Below are 15,578 nucleotides of genomic sequence, written 5' to 3' on the forward strand. Positions count from 1 at the left end.
AACTCACAAACTCACAAACTCACAAACTCACAAACTCACAAACTCACAAACTCACAAACTCACAAACTCACAAACTCACAAACTCTCCCAATGACTATTGGGAAACTCACCCATAATCAACGAGAATCTCTCTAAAGAAAATAAGGCTGCCGATTTAATACTAAATGACTGAGGACTAAAAAAAACTCAGGACTTACGAGCCTTTTCTTTATCGTAATCCATAAATATATTAATCCATATATTTCTTGAAATACGTATGACTACAGGTAGAGATACAACAGATACTAATGTAATGAACCAGAAGATATTCCATCGAGACATATCGAGCACGAAATAGGCAATCACAAAAATTGCCATCGCAATCGCAATTCCTACTCCATAACTTACATACATCGAACCGTAAAAAAAACTAGGTTCAATTTTATATTTAGTATTGCAGTGAGAGCATCTTTCGTGCATTTCTTGCGTCTTTTTGGGATTATACATGTTAGAGCTCGTGTACATGGACTCATTTTGACAGACTGGGCAAGTTCCTGTGAAAATACTGTATAATTTTGTTCCTTTTAGCATGAGAAAGCTTTAGTGTTTACGCGCAGTTACGCATCTTTGCAAAGATACAAAAACCACTATGCTCAATATTCACGATTTACATGTTAGTTTCGGCGGTGAGCCGCTTTTTGAAGAAATTACGTTCCGGCTTAACGGTGGGAATCGTGTGGGCTTGATTGGTAAAAATGGAGCTGGAAAATCCACTTTATTAAAGGTGATTGCAGGAGACTTGGAGTATGATCAAGGTCAGCTAGCTATGGAAAAAGGAACTAGTATTGGGTTCTTACGTCAGGATATTGATTTTGAAAAAGGTCGTACGGTGCTGGAAGAGGCTTATACCGCTTTCGCGAAAGCGAGAGAAATAGAAGCTCAACTCGACGCCATAAACATCCAGTTAGCAGAAAGAACCGACTACGAGACCGATTCTTATTCACAACTCATTGAAGACATGAGTACTTTAACTCATGAATATGAAATTATAGGTGGTTATCAATACAAAGGTGAAACCGAGAAAATTTTAAAAGGACTTGCATTTAAACCACAGCAATTTGATATGCTTACTGATGAGCTCTCTGGTGGATGGCGCATGAGAATTGAGCTTGCAAAGTTACTTCTCGAGAATCATGATATTTTATTACTCGATGAACCTACTAACCACTTGGATATAGATTCAATTCTGTGGTTAGAGCAGTTTCTACAAACCTATCCTGGTGCCGTAGTGATTGTAAGTCACGATAAGATGTTTCTCGATAATGTGACTAATCGTACGATTGAAATCAGTTTAGGACGTATCTATGATTATCCTAAACCTTATACTCAGTTTCTTACATTAAGAGCAGAGATGCGTGAGCAGCAAGAAGCGACTTTCAAGAACCAGCAAAAGGAGATTGAACGTACTGAGAAGTTAATTCAAAAATTTAAGGCCAAAGCTAGTAAAGCCACCATGGCACAATCACTGGTTAAGAAATTAAACCGCATGGACGTGGTAGAAATTGAGCAAACTGATAATGCGGCCATGAACATCAACTTTGCTAAGTCTATACAGCCTGGTAAAGTAGTACTAGAAATTGAAAAAGTTAGTAAATCCTATGGTGAGAAAAAAGTCCTAAGCAGTGTGGACTTGATGATAGAACGTGGAGCTCGAGTAGCTTTTGTAGGACAGAACGGAATGGGGAAATCTACACTTGCAAAAATCATCGTAGGTGAGATTAAAGATGCAAATGGTAAAGTCAATTTAGGTCATAATGTAAAACTGGGATATTTTGCACAAAACCAGGCAGAGTACCTCGATGGCGAGAAAACCGTTCTTGACACCATGATAGACGCTGCCGACGATAGTAACCGTGTGAAAGTGCGTGACATGTTAGGTTCGTTTCTTTTCCGTGGAGATGAGGCTGAGAAAAAAGTAAAAGTATTGAGTGGTGGAGAACGTAATCGACTAGCTCTATGTAAACTTTTATTACAGCCGTTCAACGTTTTGATCATGGATGAGCCTACTAACCACTTAGATATTCAATCTAAGAATGTTTTGAAGGCTGCATTAGTAAAATTTGATGGAACACTCATCGTTGTATCGCATGACAGAGAGTTTTTACAAGGGTTAACTGAGGTTGTTTATGAATTCCGCGATCATAAGTTAAATCTACACTTGGGTGATATCGACTATTATCTCAAGCAACGCAAGGCTCGTGATATGCGTGAGATAGAAAAAGCTACTGAGGTTAAGGTGGATCCGGTTTCGCGAAAGCAGGAAACAGAAAAGAAACAGCTCTCCTACGATGATCAGAAGAAGCAAAAATCTTTAAATAATCGCCTCTCAAAAGCAGAGTCAGAAATCAATCAACTCGAGCGTGATATTAAAAAATTAGATAATGAGCTAGCTGCAAACTATGATGAACTTTCGGTACAGCCAGGTTTCTTTGATGGCTATCAAGCCAAAAAGAAATCCCTTGAGGAATGGATGACTAAATGGGAAGAAATCTCTGAGCAGTTGGATAAATTCTAAATACCTTTAAGGAAATTTTAACCTCTTAAGGTTAGACCTTGAGTAGTTTTACAAGTCTAAGGACCAACTAAAACTATTTCATGCGTAAGATTATTATTGCCATTTTGGCGCTACTCATTATTGGTGGTGCATTATTCGGCGCAAAAACGCTTATTGATAATAAGAAAGCACCAAAACCTCGAGTTAAAAAAGAGGTGAAAATCATTACAACAGATACTATTGTTAACACAACTGTAGCTATTGTTATTCCTGCAAACGGTAATTTACAAGCTAAGCGTCGTGTTGAACTATTCTCTGAAGTTACAGGTGTTTTCAAACCTACTGGAACTCTTTTTAAAACAGGTCAAGAATATAAAGCAGGACAGACCATGATTATTATCGAGAATACAGAGTTCTATGCTCAAGTGCAAAGTGCTCGCAGTAATCTTAATAATCAAATTACCGCAATCATGCCCGATTTGCGATTGGACTATCCGGAGTCATTTAAACAATGGCAATCTTATCTCGATAATTGGGATATGAATTCTAGTGTTCCGGCCTTGCCAGAGGCACAAAATGATAAAGAAAAGTACTTCATTACAGGTCGTAACATCTACACGACTTATTACAACATTAAAAACCTAGAAAGCAGACTCGGGAAATATAGAATACGAGCTCCGTTTACAGGTGTTCTTACTGAAGCATTAGTTACTGAAGGAACACTAGTTAGAAACGGACAGCAATTAGGTGAGTTTATTCAATCGGGAACTTATGAGTTAGAAGTAGCTATAAGTGGTGAGTTTGCAGACTTATTGAAAGTTGGGAAACAAGTTGCCTTGCAAAATATAACAGGTACAAAAACATATACGGGTAAAGTAACTCGTATTAATGGTAAAATCGATCAAGCATCACAAACCATCACGACAGTAATAGAAGTAAGTCATCCCGATTTAAAAGATGGTATGTACTTAACGGCAAATCTTGAAGCCCAAAAAATAGAAAATGCTATCGAGTTAGATCGTAGCTTGCTGCAAAATGGGAATCAATTATTCACCGTAACTGATGGTTTGTTAAAACTAGTAGATGTCCAGCCGGTTCATTTCTCAGATAAAACCGTTGTGGTAAAAGGGCTAGAAAATGGCACGGTGATTATTTCTAAAATGGTTCCTGGAGCTTATGAAGGAATGATCGTAAAAACCGAGGCTCAAGCTAGCGCTGATAAGAAAAAAGAACCTTCAACCTCAGATTCTAACTAAGCGATGAGGAAAATTATAACTTATTTTATAAAGCATCATGTTGCGGTAAACGTTGTTATTGCGGCGTTTGCGATTTTTGGTATCATGGGAATGCTTTCATTGAAGTCTTCCTTTTTTCCATTAGTTGACTCACAAATTATTACTATAAACGTAGTCTATCCAGGAGCTTCACCACAAGAAATAGAAGAAGGAGTAGTGCTCAAGGTGGAAGATAATTTAAAAGGTCTTGAAGGTGTAGATAGAGTGACATCAGCTTCTCGTGAGAATGCTGGTTCTATTGTAGTCGAGATTCTTAAAGGTTATGATATAGATTTTATGCTGCTAGAGGTGAAGAACGCTGTAGATCGTGTTTCCTCATTTCCTGTAGGTATGGAACCGCTGGTGGTGGCAAAACAAGAAAATTCACGTCCTACGATAACTTTTGCTTTAAGCGGGAACAACATTCCTCTAGCAACTTTAAAACAACTTGCTCGCGATGTTGAAAATGATTTAAGAGCGATTGATGGAATTTCTCAAATATCAATCTCAGGATATCCTGCTGAGGAAATTGAAATTGCAGTAAATGAAAATAGTTTATTAGGTTACAACTTAACTTTTCAAGAAGTAGCAGATGCTGTTTCAAATTCAAACATCATTACCACTGGTGGAAATATAAAAACCGATGTTGAAGAATATCTCATAAGAGCAAATAATCGTTCTTACTATGGAGATGAACTTAATTACATACCGGTAAGAACCAGTGCTGATGGGACAACGGTATTTCTTAAAGACGTAGCAATAGTAAGAGATCGCTTTGCAGAAACTCCTAATGCATCATATTTCAATGGGAATTTATCTGTCAGTATTACAGTTACGAGTACAAACTCTGAAGATCTTATTTCAAGCGCAGATTCTGTAAAGGAATATATCGAAGAATATAATCAGCGATTTACAAATGCGCAGCTTTATATAGTGAGTGATCGTTCTACAACATTAAATCAAAGAACTGCTTTACTTACAGAAAATGCAATTATAGGAATGCTTCTCGTGTTGCTATTCTTGTCCGTGTTCTTAAATACACGTTTAGCCTTTTGGGTTGCGTTTGGGTTGCCTATCGCGTTTTTAGGAATGTTCATATTTGCAGGTCACTTTGATGTGACTATAAATGTGCTATCGCTTTTTGGGATGATTATCGTGATAGGAATATTGGTAGATGATGGTATTGTTATCGCAGAAAATATTTATCAGCATTATGAGAAAGGAAAAGATCCTATTACCGCTGCGGTTGATGGAACTATGGAAGTGATTCCGCCTATATTAAGTGCTATAATTACCACCATACTAGCTTTTTCTACATTTTTATTTTTAGATGGTAGAATAGGGAATTTCTTTAGTGAGGTTTCTGTAATTGTAATACTCACACTGGTTGTTTCATTAGTAGAAGCTTTAATCATTTTACCAGCTCACTTAGCACATTCCAAAGCGCTTCAAAAACAAGACAACAAGCCCAAAACGGGTATTGCCGCACTATTTCAAAAAATGCGTGTGATTAATGAATATGGTGATAAATTCATGAACTGGATGCGTGATAAAATGTATGCGCCAGCATTGCGATTTACGCTTGAATATAAACTATTAGTGTTTTCATTTTTTATAGCGGCTTTTATTTTAACCTTAGGTGCGATGGGTGGTGGAGTTATAGGGAAATCACTTTTTCCACGAATCTCGAGTGATCAGGTTTCAGTAAATCTATCTATGCCTAATGGAACTGCGCAGCATATTACAGATTCGATTATTTCCTCGATTGAAGACAAAGCTCTCGTCGTTAATGAGGAATTGACTGAGGAGTACTTATCTGCAGCGATTTATGGTGACACCACTAAATTGTTTGAGAATATAATCAAGTCGCAAACCTCATCATCATCGGCAAGTTTATCGATTAATTTACTTCCTGGAGAAAACAGGCCCGATGAATTAAACACAGCTATCGTTGCAAACCGATTAAGAGAATTAGTAGGTGAGGTTCCTAGTGCTGAGAGTTTGACTTTCGGGTCTGGAGGAAACTTTGGTGGTAGTCCTATCTCCATATCGCTATTAAGTAATGACATCACAGAGTTGAAAGCTGCCACTGCTGAGCTCAAAGAAATCATGCAGCAAAATCCTCAATTGAAAGATATTGAAGATAACGACCCAGCTGGTATTAAGGAAATTCAGCTTGATCTTAATGATAATGCGTATGCGCTAGGATTAAATTCTAGACTGGTGATGACTCAAGTGCGAGCAGCGTTTTTTGGTAGAGAAGCACAACGTTTCCAGCGTGGACAGGATGAGATAAGAGTTTGGGTACGATATGATTTAGATAATCGTAATAGTATTAAAGATCTAGACGAGTTGAGAATAACCACACCATCAGGTGAGCGCGTTCCATTAAGAGATATTGCTAGTTATACCATAGCTCGTGGTGATGTAGTGATTAACCACTTAGAAGGTAGAAGAGAAATACTCCTAACCGCAGATTTAAAAAATCCTGATGATAGTAACACAGATATTATAGATAATATCAAGGCTAACGTCATTCCAGGATTACAAGAAAAATATCCTACCATTTCTCCAAATTATTTGAGTGGTCAAGCTCGCGAGGCCGAAAAGATTAGCAGCAGCGCCACTATTCCAGGTTTGACCATATTACTGCTTATATATTTTACCATCGCCTTTACCTTTAGAAGTGGAACGCAGCCTATCATGCTCATACTATTAATACCGTTGAGTTTTACCGCAGTTGCTTGGGGACACTGGATTCATGGTTTTCCAGTAAATATTTTATCCATGCTAGGAATTATCGCTTTAATAGGAATTATGGTTAATGATGGATTAGTTCTAATAGGTAAATTTAATTCCTTGATTAAAGAAGGATTAGGATTTAACGAGGCGCTGTATGAAGCAGGGAAAAGCCGTTTCCGTGCGATTTTCTTAACATCTATAACTACTATTGCAGGACTTGCACCATTATTACTAGAAAAAAGTCGACAGGCTCAATTCTTGAAACCTATGGCAATTTCCATTTCCTATGGAATAGGTATGGCTACCATCTTAACGCTATTATTATTACCACTTTTCTTAAGTTTTGGGAATAATGTAAAAGTCTGGATTCATTGGTTGCGTACTGGAGAAACCGTTGATAAAACTCAAGTGACGAGTATTGCAAAAGAACAAGAAGAATTAAAGGAATATGATGATGCATAGATTATTATATGGGATTATTGCTTTGTTGTATCTCGCTTTCGCGAAAGCGGACGCACAACAATCTATGGAGTCTCTATTAACACGTGAGCAAGCCGTTGAGTTGATGCTGGAAAATAATTACGGTATCAAAATAGCTAAGAATTCAGAACTGATAGCCGAGAATAATACGAGTATTCTAAACTCAGGCTACTTACCTTCCATACAAGGAACAGCTGGAGGATCCATCGACGAAAGTGACTCACGAACTGATTTTAATGGTGCGCTAGATCAAAACGGAATGCCTAGAGGTGATATAGAAATAAATAATGCGCAAACCACGCAGTATAATGCTGGTGTGTCTTTAAACTATACCTTGTTTGATGGATTAGGAAGGTTGTACAATTTTAAAAGGCTCCAGGAACAATATCAACTAAGCCAGTTGCAGGCGCGCTCCACAATTGAAAACACAACAGTGCAATTAATGAGTGTGTATCTAGAAATTGCCAGGTTAACAGAAAACGTAAAAGTGTTTGAACAAAATCTAGAAATTTCAACAAAGCGTGAAGTGCGTGCCCAATATCAGTTTGACTACGGGCAAGTGAACAAATTAGAAGTTCTTAATGCTCGTGTAGATATTAATACAGATAGTATCAATATCATGAATGCACAACAGCAATTGCGCAACACTAAGCGTGATCTAAACCTTTTATTAAATAGAGAGCTAGATGCTCAATTTGCGGTAGATACTATAGTGACATTACAAAATATGCTTGTCATAGATAGTTTTCTAGAAAAGGTTGCCGAAAATAATGTGCGATTATTACAGTCTGAAAGTACGTTACAGATAAGTGAGTATGACATTAAAACTACCAAAGCATTATTATTACCGCGTGTAGGATTATCAGGATCTTATGGTTGGAATCAATCTCAAAATCCGCCGAGTGCGTTTTTTCCAGCGACTACTAGAACAGGTTCGAGTATTGCAATAGGAGCAAATTTAACTTGGGATATATTTGATGGTGGACGTTCCATCACCAGTTTGCGCAATGCAAAAATCTCTTATGAAAACGAAGCTCTTTTCAAAAGTCAACTAGAACAAGAAGTGTTACGTGATATTGAAAACGCCAAAGGGAATTATAAAAACGCACTCGCAATTTATAGAATGCAAGAACAAAATGTTACTACTAATGAAGATAACTTCAACCGTACACAAGAACGTTTCAAGTTAGGTCAAGTGAGTAGTATCGAGTTTAGACAAGCGCAAGTGAATCTAATTAATGCCGTTACTGTTAAAAATCTTGCAAAATATGATGCTAAGCTTGCAGAGTATCAATTACTACAGCTGGCTGGGCAAATACTAAATGTGCCGCTATGATAGAACACTTTTTTATGTGTCCACATTGCTGGCAAGAAATTTCAATGTTATTAGATCCGGCATACTCGCAGACTTATGTTGAGGATTGTGAGGTTTGCTGTAATCCTATAGAATTGCAAGTGTCATTTGAAGAAGGCGAGTTGGCTTCATTTGAAGCTAAAGAAATAGGTCAATAAAAAAAGGCCAGCGTTGACACTGACCTTTTAGATGTAATGTTTTGAAACTATTACAGATTATTGTTTTCTGCAACGTCTTCTAGTCTTTTAATAGTATTTACTGTAGCTTGAATTTCATCTTTTTGAGCTTCAAGTATAGAGACTACAGTTGGTGGTAATTGAGATTTATGCTCAAGTACTTGAGTATATTCTTCAATCGCTTTTTTCTCACCTGTGATGCACTCTTCAAGAATAGATTCATCTTTATTTAAACTTAGAGCTGCTTTAAGATTCATCCATCCACGGTGCATATCACCTTTAAAACTTCCATCTAGTTCAGGATCTTGATTCATATCTTTTAATTCCTTAGTAAGTGATGCAGCGTAAACGGTTCTTTTAGCACCTTGCTCTGCAAACCATCTTTTGAGTTCTACATGATTAGTTATTTCTGCGGCGTTTGCATAACCACGTTGGGCATCATAAGTTTTTTCTAGTAAGTCATTAAGGTATTGTTCTGTTTTTACTTTAGCGTCCATAGTATTGATTTTAATTAGTTTGATTATCTTAAAGATAACTCTGGAGCGCTGTTTTAATTCTTAATATGAACTCAATTGGTAGAAGCTTAACAGCTTTTATATTTATCTTAAGATTTGTACTTGTGAGATGTTTAAAGTAGTTGTATATTTGCCATCCATAAAAACGGAGAGTTTTATCAAGTTTATTACTTGAAGGTTGAGAGCCAAGAAAAACAAAACGTTACATCGCGGGATAGAGCAGTAGGTAGCTCGTCGGGCTCATAACCCGAAGGTCACTGGTTCGAGTCCAGTTCCCGCTACTAAGTAAAAGCCGATTCATTTTGAATCGGCTTTTTTTATTTCCTTTAGAGCTACCTTTGAATTTAAAATAAAATCATGGATATCACAACTACAGAGTTGATAGGTTATGCGGCCAGTGCTGTATTATTATTATCATTTACTCGCAAAGATTTAAAAAAATTACGCTGGTTCAATTCACTAGGTTGTCTCCTTTTTGTGGTTTATGGATTCATGCTGGACAGTATGCCGGTTGTCATCACTAATTTGGCCATTATTGCTATTAATGCTTATTATCTGTTCTTTAAAGTCACTGAGGATTCTTCAAGTGATGATATAGGTTCATAGCACGATTTCATGGTCTACGCTTTCGCGGAAGCGTATCCAACAACACATTTTTCATTAACTATAATTAACACTAGCTAATTTAAGATTTGATTAACTTCATGGCCTTAAATCATCTACCATGAAAATCAGATTATTTGCGGCTTTATGTATGGTCGCTTTTTTACTATCCTGTAAAAACGATACCAAACCTGCTACCGATTCTAGTGAAGTCAATCTCGATGTCGCGTTTGAAAAAATGACACTCGATAATGGAATGACAGTCATTCTACATCAGGATCATTCAGATCCGGTTGCCGCTGTGGCACTTACTGTTCATGTAGGAAGCGCTCGTGAGAAAGAAGGTCGTACCGGTTTTGCACACCTCTTTGAACACTTATTATTTTTAGAATCTGAGAACCTAGGAAAAGGCGGACTCGATGCTATGAGTGCTCGCATAGGTGGATCAGGTGCAAATGGTTCTACAAATCGTGATCGTACTAATTATTATCAAACCGTTCCTAAAGATGCGCTTGAAAAAATGATCTGGGCTGAGGCTGATAAATTAGGATGGTTTGTAAACACAGTAACAGATCCTGTGCTTGCTAAAGAAAAGCAAGTGGTTAAAAATGAAAAAAGACAAAGTGTAGATAACAGACCTTATGGTCATGTGCGCTACGTAGTAGGGAAGAATTTGTATCCTAAAGATCATCCTTATAATTGGCAAGTGATAGGCTCACTAGAAGATTTGCAAAATGCTACTCTAGATGATGTGAAAGAATTTTATAGACGCTGGTACACACCTAATAATACAGTGCTTACCATAGCTGGAGATTTTGACATGGAAGAAACAAAGGCTTGGGTCCATAAATATTTTGATGAGATTCCTGCTGGAACTGTAGTTGCTCCTTTAGAGAAACAACCAGTAACACTATCTTCTACAAAGAAACTATACTATGAAGATAATTTTGCGCGTGTTCCTCAATTAACTTATACGTGGCCTACGGTTGCTGAGTATGATAAAGATTCTTATGCACTTGATATATTAACACAATATCTATCATCTGGAAAGAAAGCACCTTTAAATAAAGTGCTTGTAGATCAAGAACAATTAACCAGTAACGTAACGATGTATAATTATGGATCTGAACTTGCTGGAGAAACCACCATTTCTATAAATGCTTTTAATGGAACCTCGCTTGATAGCGTTGCAATGGCAATAGAAAAGGGATTTGCATTATTTGAAAAAGAAGGAATCTCTCAAGCAGATCTTGATCGTATCAAAGCTGGTCAAGAGACTAATTTTTATAGAGGTTTAAGTAGTGCGCTTGGAAAAGGATTCCAGCTGGCGCAATATGAAATGTTTGCAGGTGATGCTGGTTTTGTAACTCAAGACGTTAAAAATATTCTTGCCGTTTCTCAAGATGATGTAATGCGAGTTTATAATACCTATGTGAAAGGAAAACCTTTTGTAGCAACTAGCTTCGTTCCACAAGGACAAAAAGACTTAATGCTTGCAGGTTCGACACTTGCTGAGGTTGTAGAAGAGCAAATCGTTCCAGGTGCTGAAGACTCTTTTGATGCTAGCGCGGTTGCAACCTATGAAAAAACATCATCTACTTTTGATAGATCGGTAGAGCCAGCTTATGGTGATACACCTAGTTTAAAAACTCCTGATGTGTGGAAGGATGAATTATCTACTGGAATGAAGTATTATGGAATCACAAGTAATGAAGTTCCTTTAGTAGAGTTTAGCATGGACATAAAAGGAGGAATGCTTCTCGAAGATATTAATAAAATAGGTGTGTCTAATTTACTAGCAGATTTAATGATGCGAGGAACAGCGACTAAAACTACTGAGGAATTAGAAAATGCTATCGAGTCTCTAGGCGCTAGTATTTACTTCTATGCTGGAGATCAATCCATCACAGTAGGAGGAACCACACTAGCTCGTAACTATGATAAAACGATGGCATTAGTCCAAGAAATGTTATTGGAACCACGATTTGATGAGACTGAGTTTGAGTTACTCAAGCAAAATGTGTTAAGTCAAATCGAGCAAAGAAAAGCAAACCCTAATGCAATCGCTTCAAATGAGTTTTCTAAATTACTCTATGGTGAGGATAATCTTCTTTCTAAAAACAATTCTGGAAATGAGCAAAGTGTAAACGCGATTTCAATTCAAGATTTAAAGGATTATTACCATAAGAATATAGGTGCAAATCTTGCCACCTTTAAAGTAGTAGGTGCCATTGATGAGTCTAAAGTAGCTTCTAGTTTGAAGACCTTAAATCAATCATGGGCTGTTAAGGAAGTTACTTTCCCAGAACTTCCCGTGGTCAATAGACCAGAAAAAGCGGCTGTATATTTCTATGATGTTCCTGGAGCAAAGCAATCTGTAATTAACTTTGGGTATCCAGCTTTAAAGTCTACAGATAAAGACTTTTATGCAGCTCAAGTAATGAATTATCGTTTAGGTGGTGGTGGTTTTGCTTCTTTATTAACGCAACAACTGCGTGAAGGTAAAGGATATACTTATGGAATAGGTTCTGGATTTAGTGGAACAGATCTGTCAGGTTCTTTTAGAATCTCTAGTAGTGTACGTACTAATGTAACTTACGAGTCTGCAGATTTAGTTAAGGATATCGTTTCTAATTATGGAACAAACTTCAGTCAAGAGGATCTTAATGTGACAAAAAGTTACATGATTAAAAGTAATGCACGTAAACTAGAAACTGCTGGAGCTAAACTAGGAATGCTAGACGATATGGCAAGTTATGGTTTCACAGCAGATTACTTGAAGAAACGTGAGCAGGAAGTAGAAAATATGACTATAGAAGATGTCAAGAAGTTAAGTGATGAATACTTGAATCCAGATCAAATGATTTATCTCATTGTAGGTGATGCTGCAACACAAATGAATCGTATGAAAGAATTAGGGTATGGAGCTCCTATCTTATTGAATGCAGAAACTGATAATTTGAAAAAGTAAACATTTCAGTATTGTATAAATACAAAAAGGCTCTCTGGTTACAGAGAGCCTTTTTAATTTAAAAATTTATTGATTTTACTTAGGCATTAAGACGTTATCAATCACATGAACTACACCATTTGATTGTTTCAGGTCAGCGGTTGTAACAGTTGCGGTACCACCGTTAGCATCTTTAAGAATTATTTTACCATCCTTGAGAGTTGCAGTTAATTCTTTACCTTGAACTGTTGAGATAGTAGCTTTCCCTTTACCATCTTTAATCATTTTCATTAAATCAGAGGCCATCGCGTCGCCAGAAACCGTATGATAGGTAAGTATTCCTGCTAGCTTTTCCTTATTCTCCATTTTTAGTAAAGATGTTATAGAATCATCATGCAGCTTATTGAAGGCCGTATCGTTAGGTGCAAATACTGTAAACGGTCCATCTCCATTTAATATCTCTTCTAGTTCTGCTGCTTTAATGGCTGCGGCAAGAGTTGAAAAGTCTTTATTCATATTCACATTTTGTACAATGGTTCTATCAGATGGATTTATGACTTTATTAGTGTCCTTTTGAAGCTCATCTACTAATTCTGTAGACTCTCTTTCTATCATCTGAGCATCTTCCTTTACATCTCTCATGTCTTGCTCCATTTCAACCTCAGTTGAAGTTGAATCAGCGTTTGTTTTATCAACGTCTTTTTTACACGAAGCAAGGATGATGCTAGCTGTTACTGCGCTAATTACTACAAGTTTTACAGTTTTCATAAAGTTTATTTTTAATTAAATGTAAGTGGTGAAATCCAATCTCTAAGCTAATTAAATCTAAATTTTATTTATCATTCTCGCTTAGTTCATCTGCATCTTGGCCTAACATGGCAAAGAATTTATCTAGATTAGGCATTATAATGATTTGAGTACGTCGGTTTCTTGCCATGTTTTCTTTACTATCATTGGCAACTATAGGATCAAAACTAGATCTTCCAGCAACTATAAGCTGTTGTGGTGATACGCCAAATTTTTCTTCTAATCTTCTAGCAATGGCTGCGCTGCGCTCCGTACTTAAATCCCAGTTGTCTTTAATGTAACTTCCTTTCTTTACCGTGCGATTATCTGTATGACCTTCTACGAGAATCTCTAGTGAAGGCTCTGAAATGGCTATTTCGGCAATTTTTGCGAGGATATGGTCTGCATCATTTCCTACCTTAAAGCTACTGTCTTTAAATAATAGATCGTCATCGATGTTGATTTTGATCACCGTTTCTTCTATAGACAGATTAAGGTTTTTACCATCGGCTGTGGAGCCCATTTTCTTTGCCATGTTGTGTGCAATCGCGATGTTTAAGGAATCTTTTAAGGTAGTCGCATTTGCAAGTTTTGCAGCTGGAACTTCTTTTAAAGTTCTACGCATAGCTCTTCTATTATTTTCAGACAGCACTAGATCTCCATCATTTGTGCTCACCATCATGCCATCTTGTTTTGTATTGAGTGAGGCAATTTTTGCATTGTATCGCTCGACACGCATTTCAATTTGATTCATTTTATTTTCGAGATCTTCTTTTTCAATTTGAGTTTTTTGAAGTTCAGATCGTGTGTTATTGTAGTTGTTTTCTAATTCAACATATTTCTTTTTGGATACACAACTAGCTAAAACTACTGTTGTAAATAAGGCAATGATTAAATGTGATTTTTTCATAGTTAAGAATTTTGATTTATTTAATTATTGAGGGAAATGTGATATCACAAGTGCCCTCAATCGTTATACGACCAAATCAATTCTATGGATGTTTGTTTTTCTGGGAAATGCCAGTTTTAAGAATAATTTATACTTTCAAATAATTCAACTAAATGAATATCAGTAGTTAAATAATTTGTTAGTAATAATGGGTGAAGTAAAGTATGCACGCTTTCGCGAAAGCGTAAAGAAACTAATCCCACAATTTAAAACGAGCTCCAAATACCATATTCACCTGGCGGAATAAAAAATCGTGATGTGCAGAGTCAGACGGGTCTGCAGTAGTTCTCACTTTATTCATATTAATGTAGCCACCTTTTAACTCAGTTTGAACAAAGAAATGCTCAAAAAATTCAAAATTAAGACCTAAAACTGCGCTTGCTCCATATCCAGAAACGTGGAATTGATCATATCGCTGGCGACCCAATAGTTTAGTATTTGTTTTAGGAATAAGAATTCCACCTTCTAGACCTGTAACGACTTGCAAACTGAAAAATTTATAATCCCATATGTGATCCATGCGGCGCAAGCTCAGGTTGAGATAATTAAGCCCATCAGTATGTTCAAACTGAAGAAAAGCACGCTCCAGGACGATGTCTTCATTATTATAGACACCATTATATAACGTTGAAGTGTCATCTATGTGTCCATTTATACGCACGGTTTGATCACGCAGCATGACATATTTCATGTGATCTGCTCCTATGGAAATGTTATATTTATTATTAATAAAATAACCTATTCTAAAGTTATACTGCGGGATAGTAATACTCGCAGGATTTAAGTATTTCTTAGGGTCAAAATCAGATTGTCTGTCATATGCAACCACGTCATTTAATGTGAAATCATAATCATCTCCTGTAAACGTAATGTCAGACTTGCCATAGGCAGACAAGTTCCAGCCCCAATACACATAGAAATCACCTTTGCGATTTGTAGAGTTGTCTTCAGGCTCAGTTTGAGCATCACAAAGAGTTCCCAGAGCAATAAAAAGAAGTAGGATGTAGTATTTCAATAGCCTATTTTAAGAGTTGCAAATTTACAACTATCCTTCACTTGATAGATTTAAACTTAAATTAGTTCCTCAAAGTATTTTAAAGTAATTATATTTTCAATGAATCCCTTTTTTAGGTAAACTGAACTTTTCAGTATTTACAGCCTTTACAAGCGCTTGTCGTGTAAAAGTCGGGTAGAAAAGCATTTAAAAATTTTGAAA

The 15,578-nt window shown here is 36.7% G+C and carries 12 protein-coding genes and 1 tRNA gene; 8 read left to right on the forward strand and 5 right to left on the reverse strand.

All coding sequences use genetic code 11. The annotated features are described in order from the left end of the window. Positions 1 to 186: 186 nt before the first annotated feature. The gene (locus ACSHWW_RS09740; RefSeq protein ID WP_435682260.1) at positions 187 to 570 is read right to left on the reverse strand and encodes a DUF983 domain-containing protein; all 384 of its coding nucleotides are present in this window, start codon (positions 568 to 570) and stop codon (positions 187 to 189) included. A gap of 58 nt (positions 571 to 628) precedes the next feature. Here ACSHWW_RS09740 and ACSHWW_RS09745 point away from each other — a divergent pair, with 58 nt between their 5' ends. The 5 genes from ACSHWW_RS09745 (at position 629) to ACSHWW_RS09765 (ending at position 8,541) form a co-directional block, all read left to right on the forward strand. Beyond that, on the forward strand, positions 629 to 2,554 hold the full coding sequence (locus ACSHWW_RS09745) for an ABC-F family ATP-binding cassette domain-containing protein (RefSeq protein WP_435682261.1): 1,926 nt from the start codon (positions 629 to 631) through the stop codon (positions 2,552 to 2,554). An 80-nt stretch (positions 2,555 to 2,634) separates the two neighbouring features. Next, entirely contained in the window at positions 2,635 to 3,789 is a 1,155-nt protein-coding gene (locus tag ACSHWW_RS09750; protein ID WP_435682262.1) for an efflux RND transporter periplasmic adaptor subunit, read from the forward strand. A 3-nt stretch (positions 3,790 to 3,792) separates the two neighbouring features. Continuing rightward, complete coding sequence (locus ACSHWW_RS09755) at positions 3,793 to 7,011, forward strand: efflux RND transporter permease subunit (protein ID WP_435682263.1); 3,219 nt, start codon at positions 3,793 to 3,795, stop codon at positions 7,009 to 7,011. Further along, positions 7,001 to 8,365 (forward strand): TolC family protein, encoded by a 1,365-nt coding sequence (locus tag ACSHWW_RS09760; protein ID WP_435682264.1) that lies wholly within the window; start codon positions 7,001 to 7,003, stop codon positions 8,363 to 8,365. The genes ACSHWW_RS09755 and ACSHWW_RS09760 overlap by 11 nt, the downstream gene beginning before the upstream one ends. After that, positions 8,362 to 8,541, forward strand: coding sequence for a CPXCG motif-containing cysteine-rich protein (locus tag ACSHWW_RS09765; protein ID WP_435682265.1), 180 nt, complete (start codon positions 8,362 to 8,364; stop codon positions 8,539 to 8,541). The genes ACSHWW_RS09760 and ACSHWW_RS09765 overlap by 4 nt, the downstream gene beginning before the upstream one ends. Positions 8,542 to 8,591: 50 nt before the next feature. On the opposite strand, the gene ACSHWW_RS09770 is transcribed toward ACSHWW_RS09765, so the two are convergent. Next, complete coding sequence (locus ACSHWW_RS09770; RefSeq protein WP_435682266.1) at positions 8,592 to 9,056, reverse strand: ferritin-like domain-containing protein; 465 nt, start codon at positions 9,054 to 9,056, stop codon at positions 8,592 to 8,594. Between the two features lie 226 nt (positions 9,057 to 9,282). On the opposite strand from ACSHWW_RS09770, the gene ACSHWW_RS09775 reads away from it, so the two are divergent. The 3 genes from ACSHWW_RS09775 to ACSHWW_RS09785 all read left to right on the forward strand — a co-directional run bounded on the left by ACSHWW_RS09775 (position 9,283) and on the right by ACSHWW_RS09785 (position 12,648). Then, positions 9,283 to 9,355: transfer RNA gene (locus ACSHWW_RS09775), tRNA-Met, on the forward strand. Between the two features lie 76 nt (positions 9,356 to 9,431). Continuing rightward, positions 9,432 to 9,680 (forward strand): uroporphyrinogen decarboxylase, encoded by a 249-nt coding sequence (locus ACSHWW_RS09780; protein ID WP_435682267.1) that lies wholly within the window; start codon positions 9,432 to 9,434, stop codon positions 9,678 to 9,680. 118 nt (positions 9,681 to 9,798) lie between these two features. Continuing rightward, positions 9,799 to 12,648, forward strand: a complete 2,850-nt coding sequence (locus ACSHWW_RS09785; RefSeq protein ID WP_435682268.1) for a M16 family metallopeptidase — start codon at positions 9,799 to 9,801, stop codon at positions 12,646 to 12,648. Positions 12,649 to 12,723: 75 nt separating this feature from the next. On the opposite strand, the gene ACSHWW_RS09790 is transcribed toward ACSHWW_RS09785, so the two are convergent. The 3 genes from ACSHWW_RS09790 to ACSHWW_RS09800 all read right to left on the reverse strand — a co-directional run bounded on the left by ACSHWW_RS09790 (position 12,724) and on the right by ACSHWW_RS09800 (position 15,377). Beyond that, a complete protein-coding gene (locus ACSHWW_RS09790) occupies positions 12,724 to 13,395 on the reverse strand; it encodes a fasciclin domain-containing protein (protein WP_435682269.1) in 672 nt (223 codons plus the stop codon). A gap of 64 nt (positions 13,396 to 13,459) precedes the next feature. Beyond that, positions 13,460 to 14,323, reverse strand: coding sequence for an OmpA/MotB family protein (locus tag ACSHWW_RS09795; protein WP_435682270.1), 864 nt, complete (start codon positions 14,321 to 14,323; stop codon positions 13,460 to 13,462). A gap of 232 nt (positions 14,324 to 14,555) precedes the next feature. Further along, positions 14,556 to 15,377: a hypothetical protein gene (locus ACSHWW_RS09800; protein ID WP_435682271.1), complete on the reverse strand. Its 822-nt coding sequence runs from the start codon at positions 15,375 to 15,377 to the stop codon at positions 14,556 to 14,558. Between the last annotated feature and the right edge of the window lie 201 nt (positions 15,378 to 15,578).

Origin of the sequence: Nonlabens sp. (assembly GCF_051251825.1) — a bacterium.
Classification (GTDB): domain Bacteria; phylum Bacteroidota; class Bacteroidia; order Flavobacteriales; family Flavobacteriaceae; genus Nonlabens.

What these genes read in the sequence shown, in the direction of transcription:
- ACSHWW_RS09770 (WP_435682266.1), bottom strand. Translation starts at nt 9,056, where the DNA reads ATGGACGCTAAAGTAAAAACAGAACAATACCTTAATGACTTACTAGAA.
- ACSHWW_RS09790 (WP_435682269.1), bottom strand. Translation starts at nt 13,395, where the DNA reads ATGAAAACTGTAAAACTTGTAGTAATTAGCGCAGTAACAGCTAGCATC.
- ACSHWW_RS09765 (WP_435682265.1), top strand. Translation starts at nt 8,362, where the DNA reads ATGATAGAACACTTTTTTATGTGTCCACATTGCTGGCAAGAAATTTCA.
- ACSHWW_RS09740 (WP_435682260.1), bottom strand. Translation starts at nt 570, where the DNA reads ATGCTAAAAGGAACAAAATTATACAGTATTTTCACAGGAACTTGCCCA.
- ACSHWW_RS09745 (WP_435682261.1), top strand. Translation starts at nt 629, where the DNA reads ATGCTCAATATTCACGATTTACATGTTAGTTTCGGCGGTGAGCCGCTT.
- ACSHWW_RS09755 (WP_435682263.1), top strand. Translation starts at nt 3,793, where the DNA reads ATGAGGAAAATTATAACTTATTTTATAAAGCATCATGTTGCGGTAAAC.
- ACSHWW_RS09780 (WP_435682267.1), top strand. Translation starts at nt 9,432, where the DNA reads ATGGATATCACAACTACAGAGTTGATAGGTTATGCGGCCAGTGCTGTA.
- ACSHWW_RS09760 (WP_435682264.1), top strand. Translation starts at nt 7,001, where the DNA reads ATGATGCATAGATTATTATATGGGATTATTGCTTTGTTGTATCTCGCT.
- ACSHWW_RS09795 (WP_435682270.1), bottom strand. Translation starts at nt 14,323, where the DNA reads ATGAAAAAATCACATTTAATCATTGCCTTATTTACAACAGTAGTTTTA.
- ACSHWW_RS09785 (WP_435682268.1), top strand. Translation starts at nt 9,799, where the DNA reads ATGAAAATCAGATTATTTGCGGCTTTATGTATGGTCGCTTTTTTACTA.
- ACSHWW_RS09750 (WP_435682262.1), top strand. Translation starts at nt 2,635, where the DNA reads ATGCGTAAGATTATTATTGCCATTTTGGCGCTACTCATTATTGGTGGT.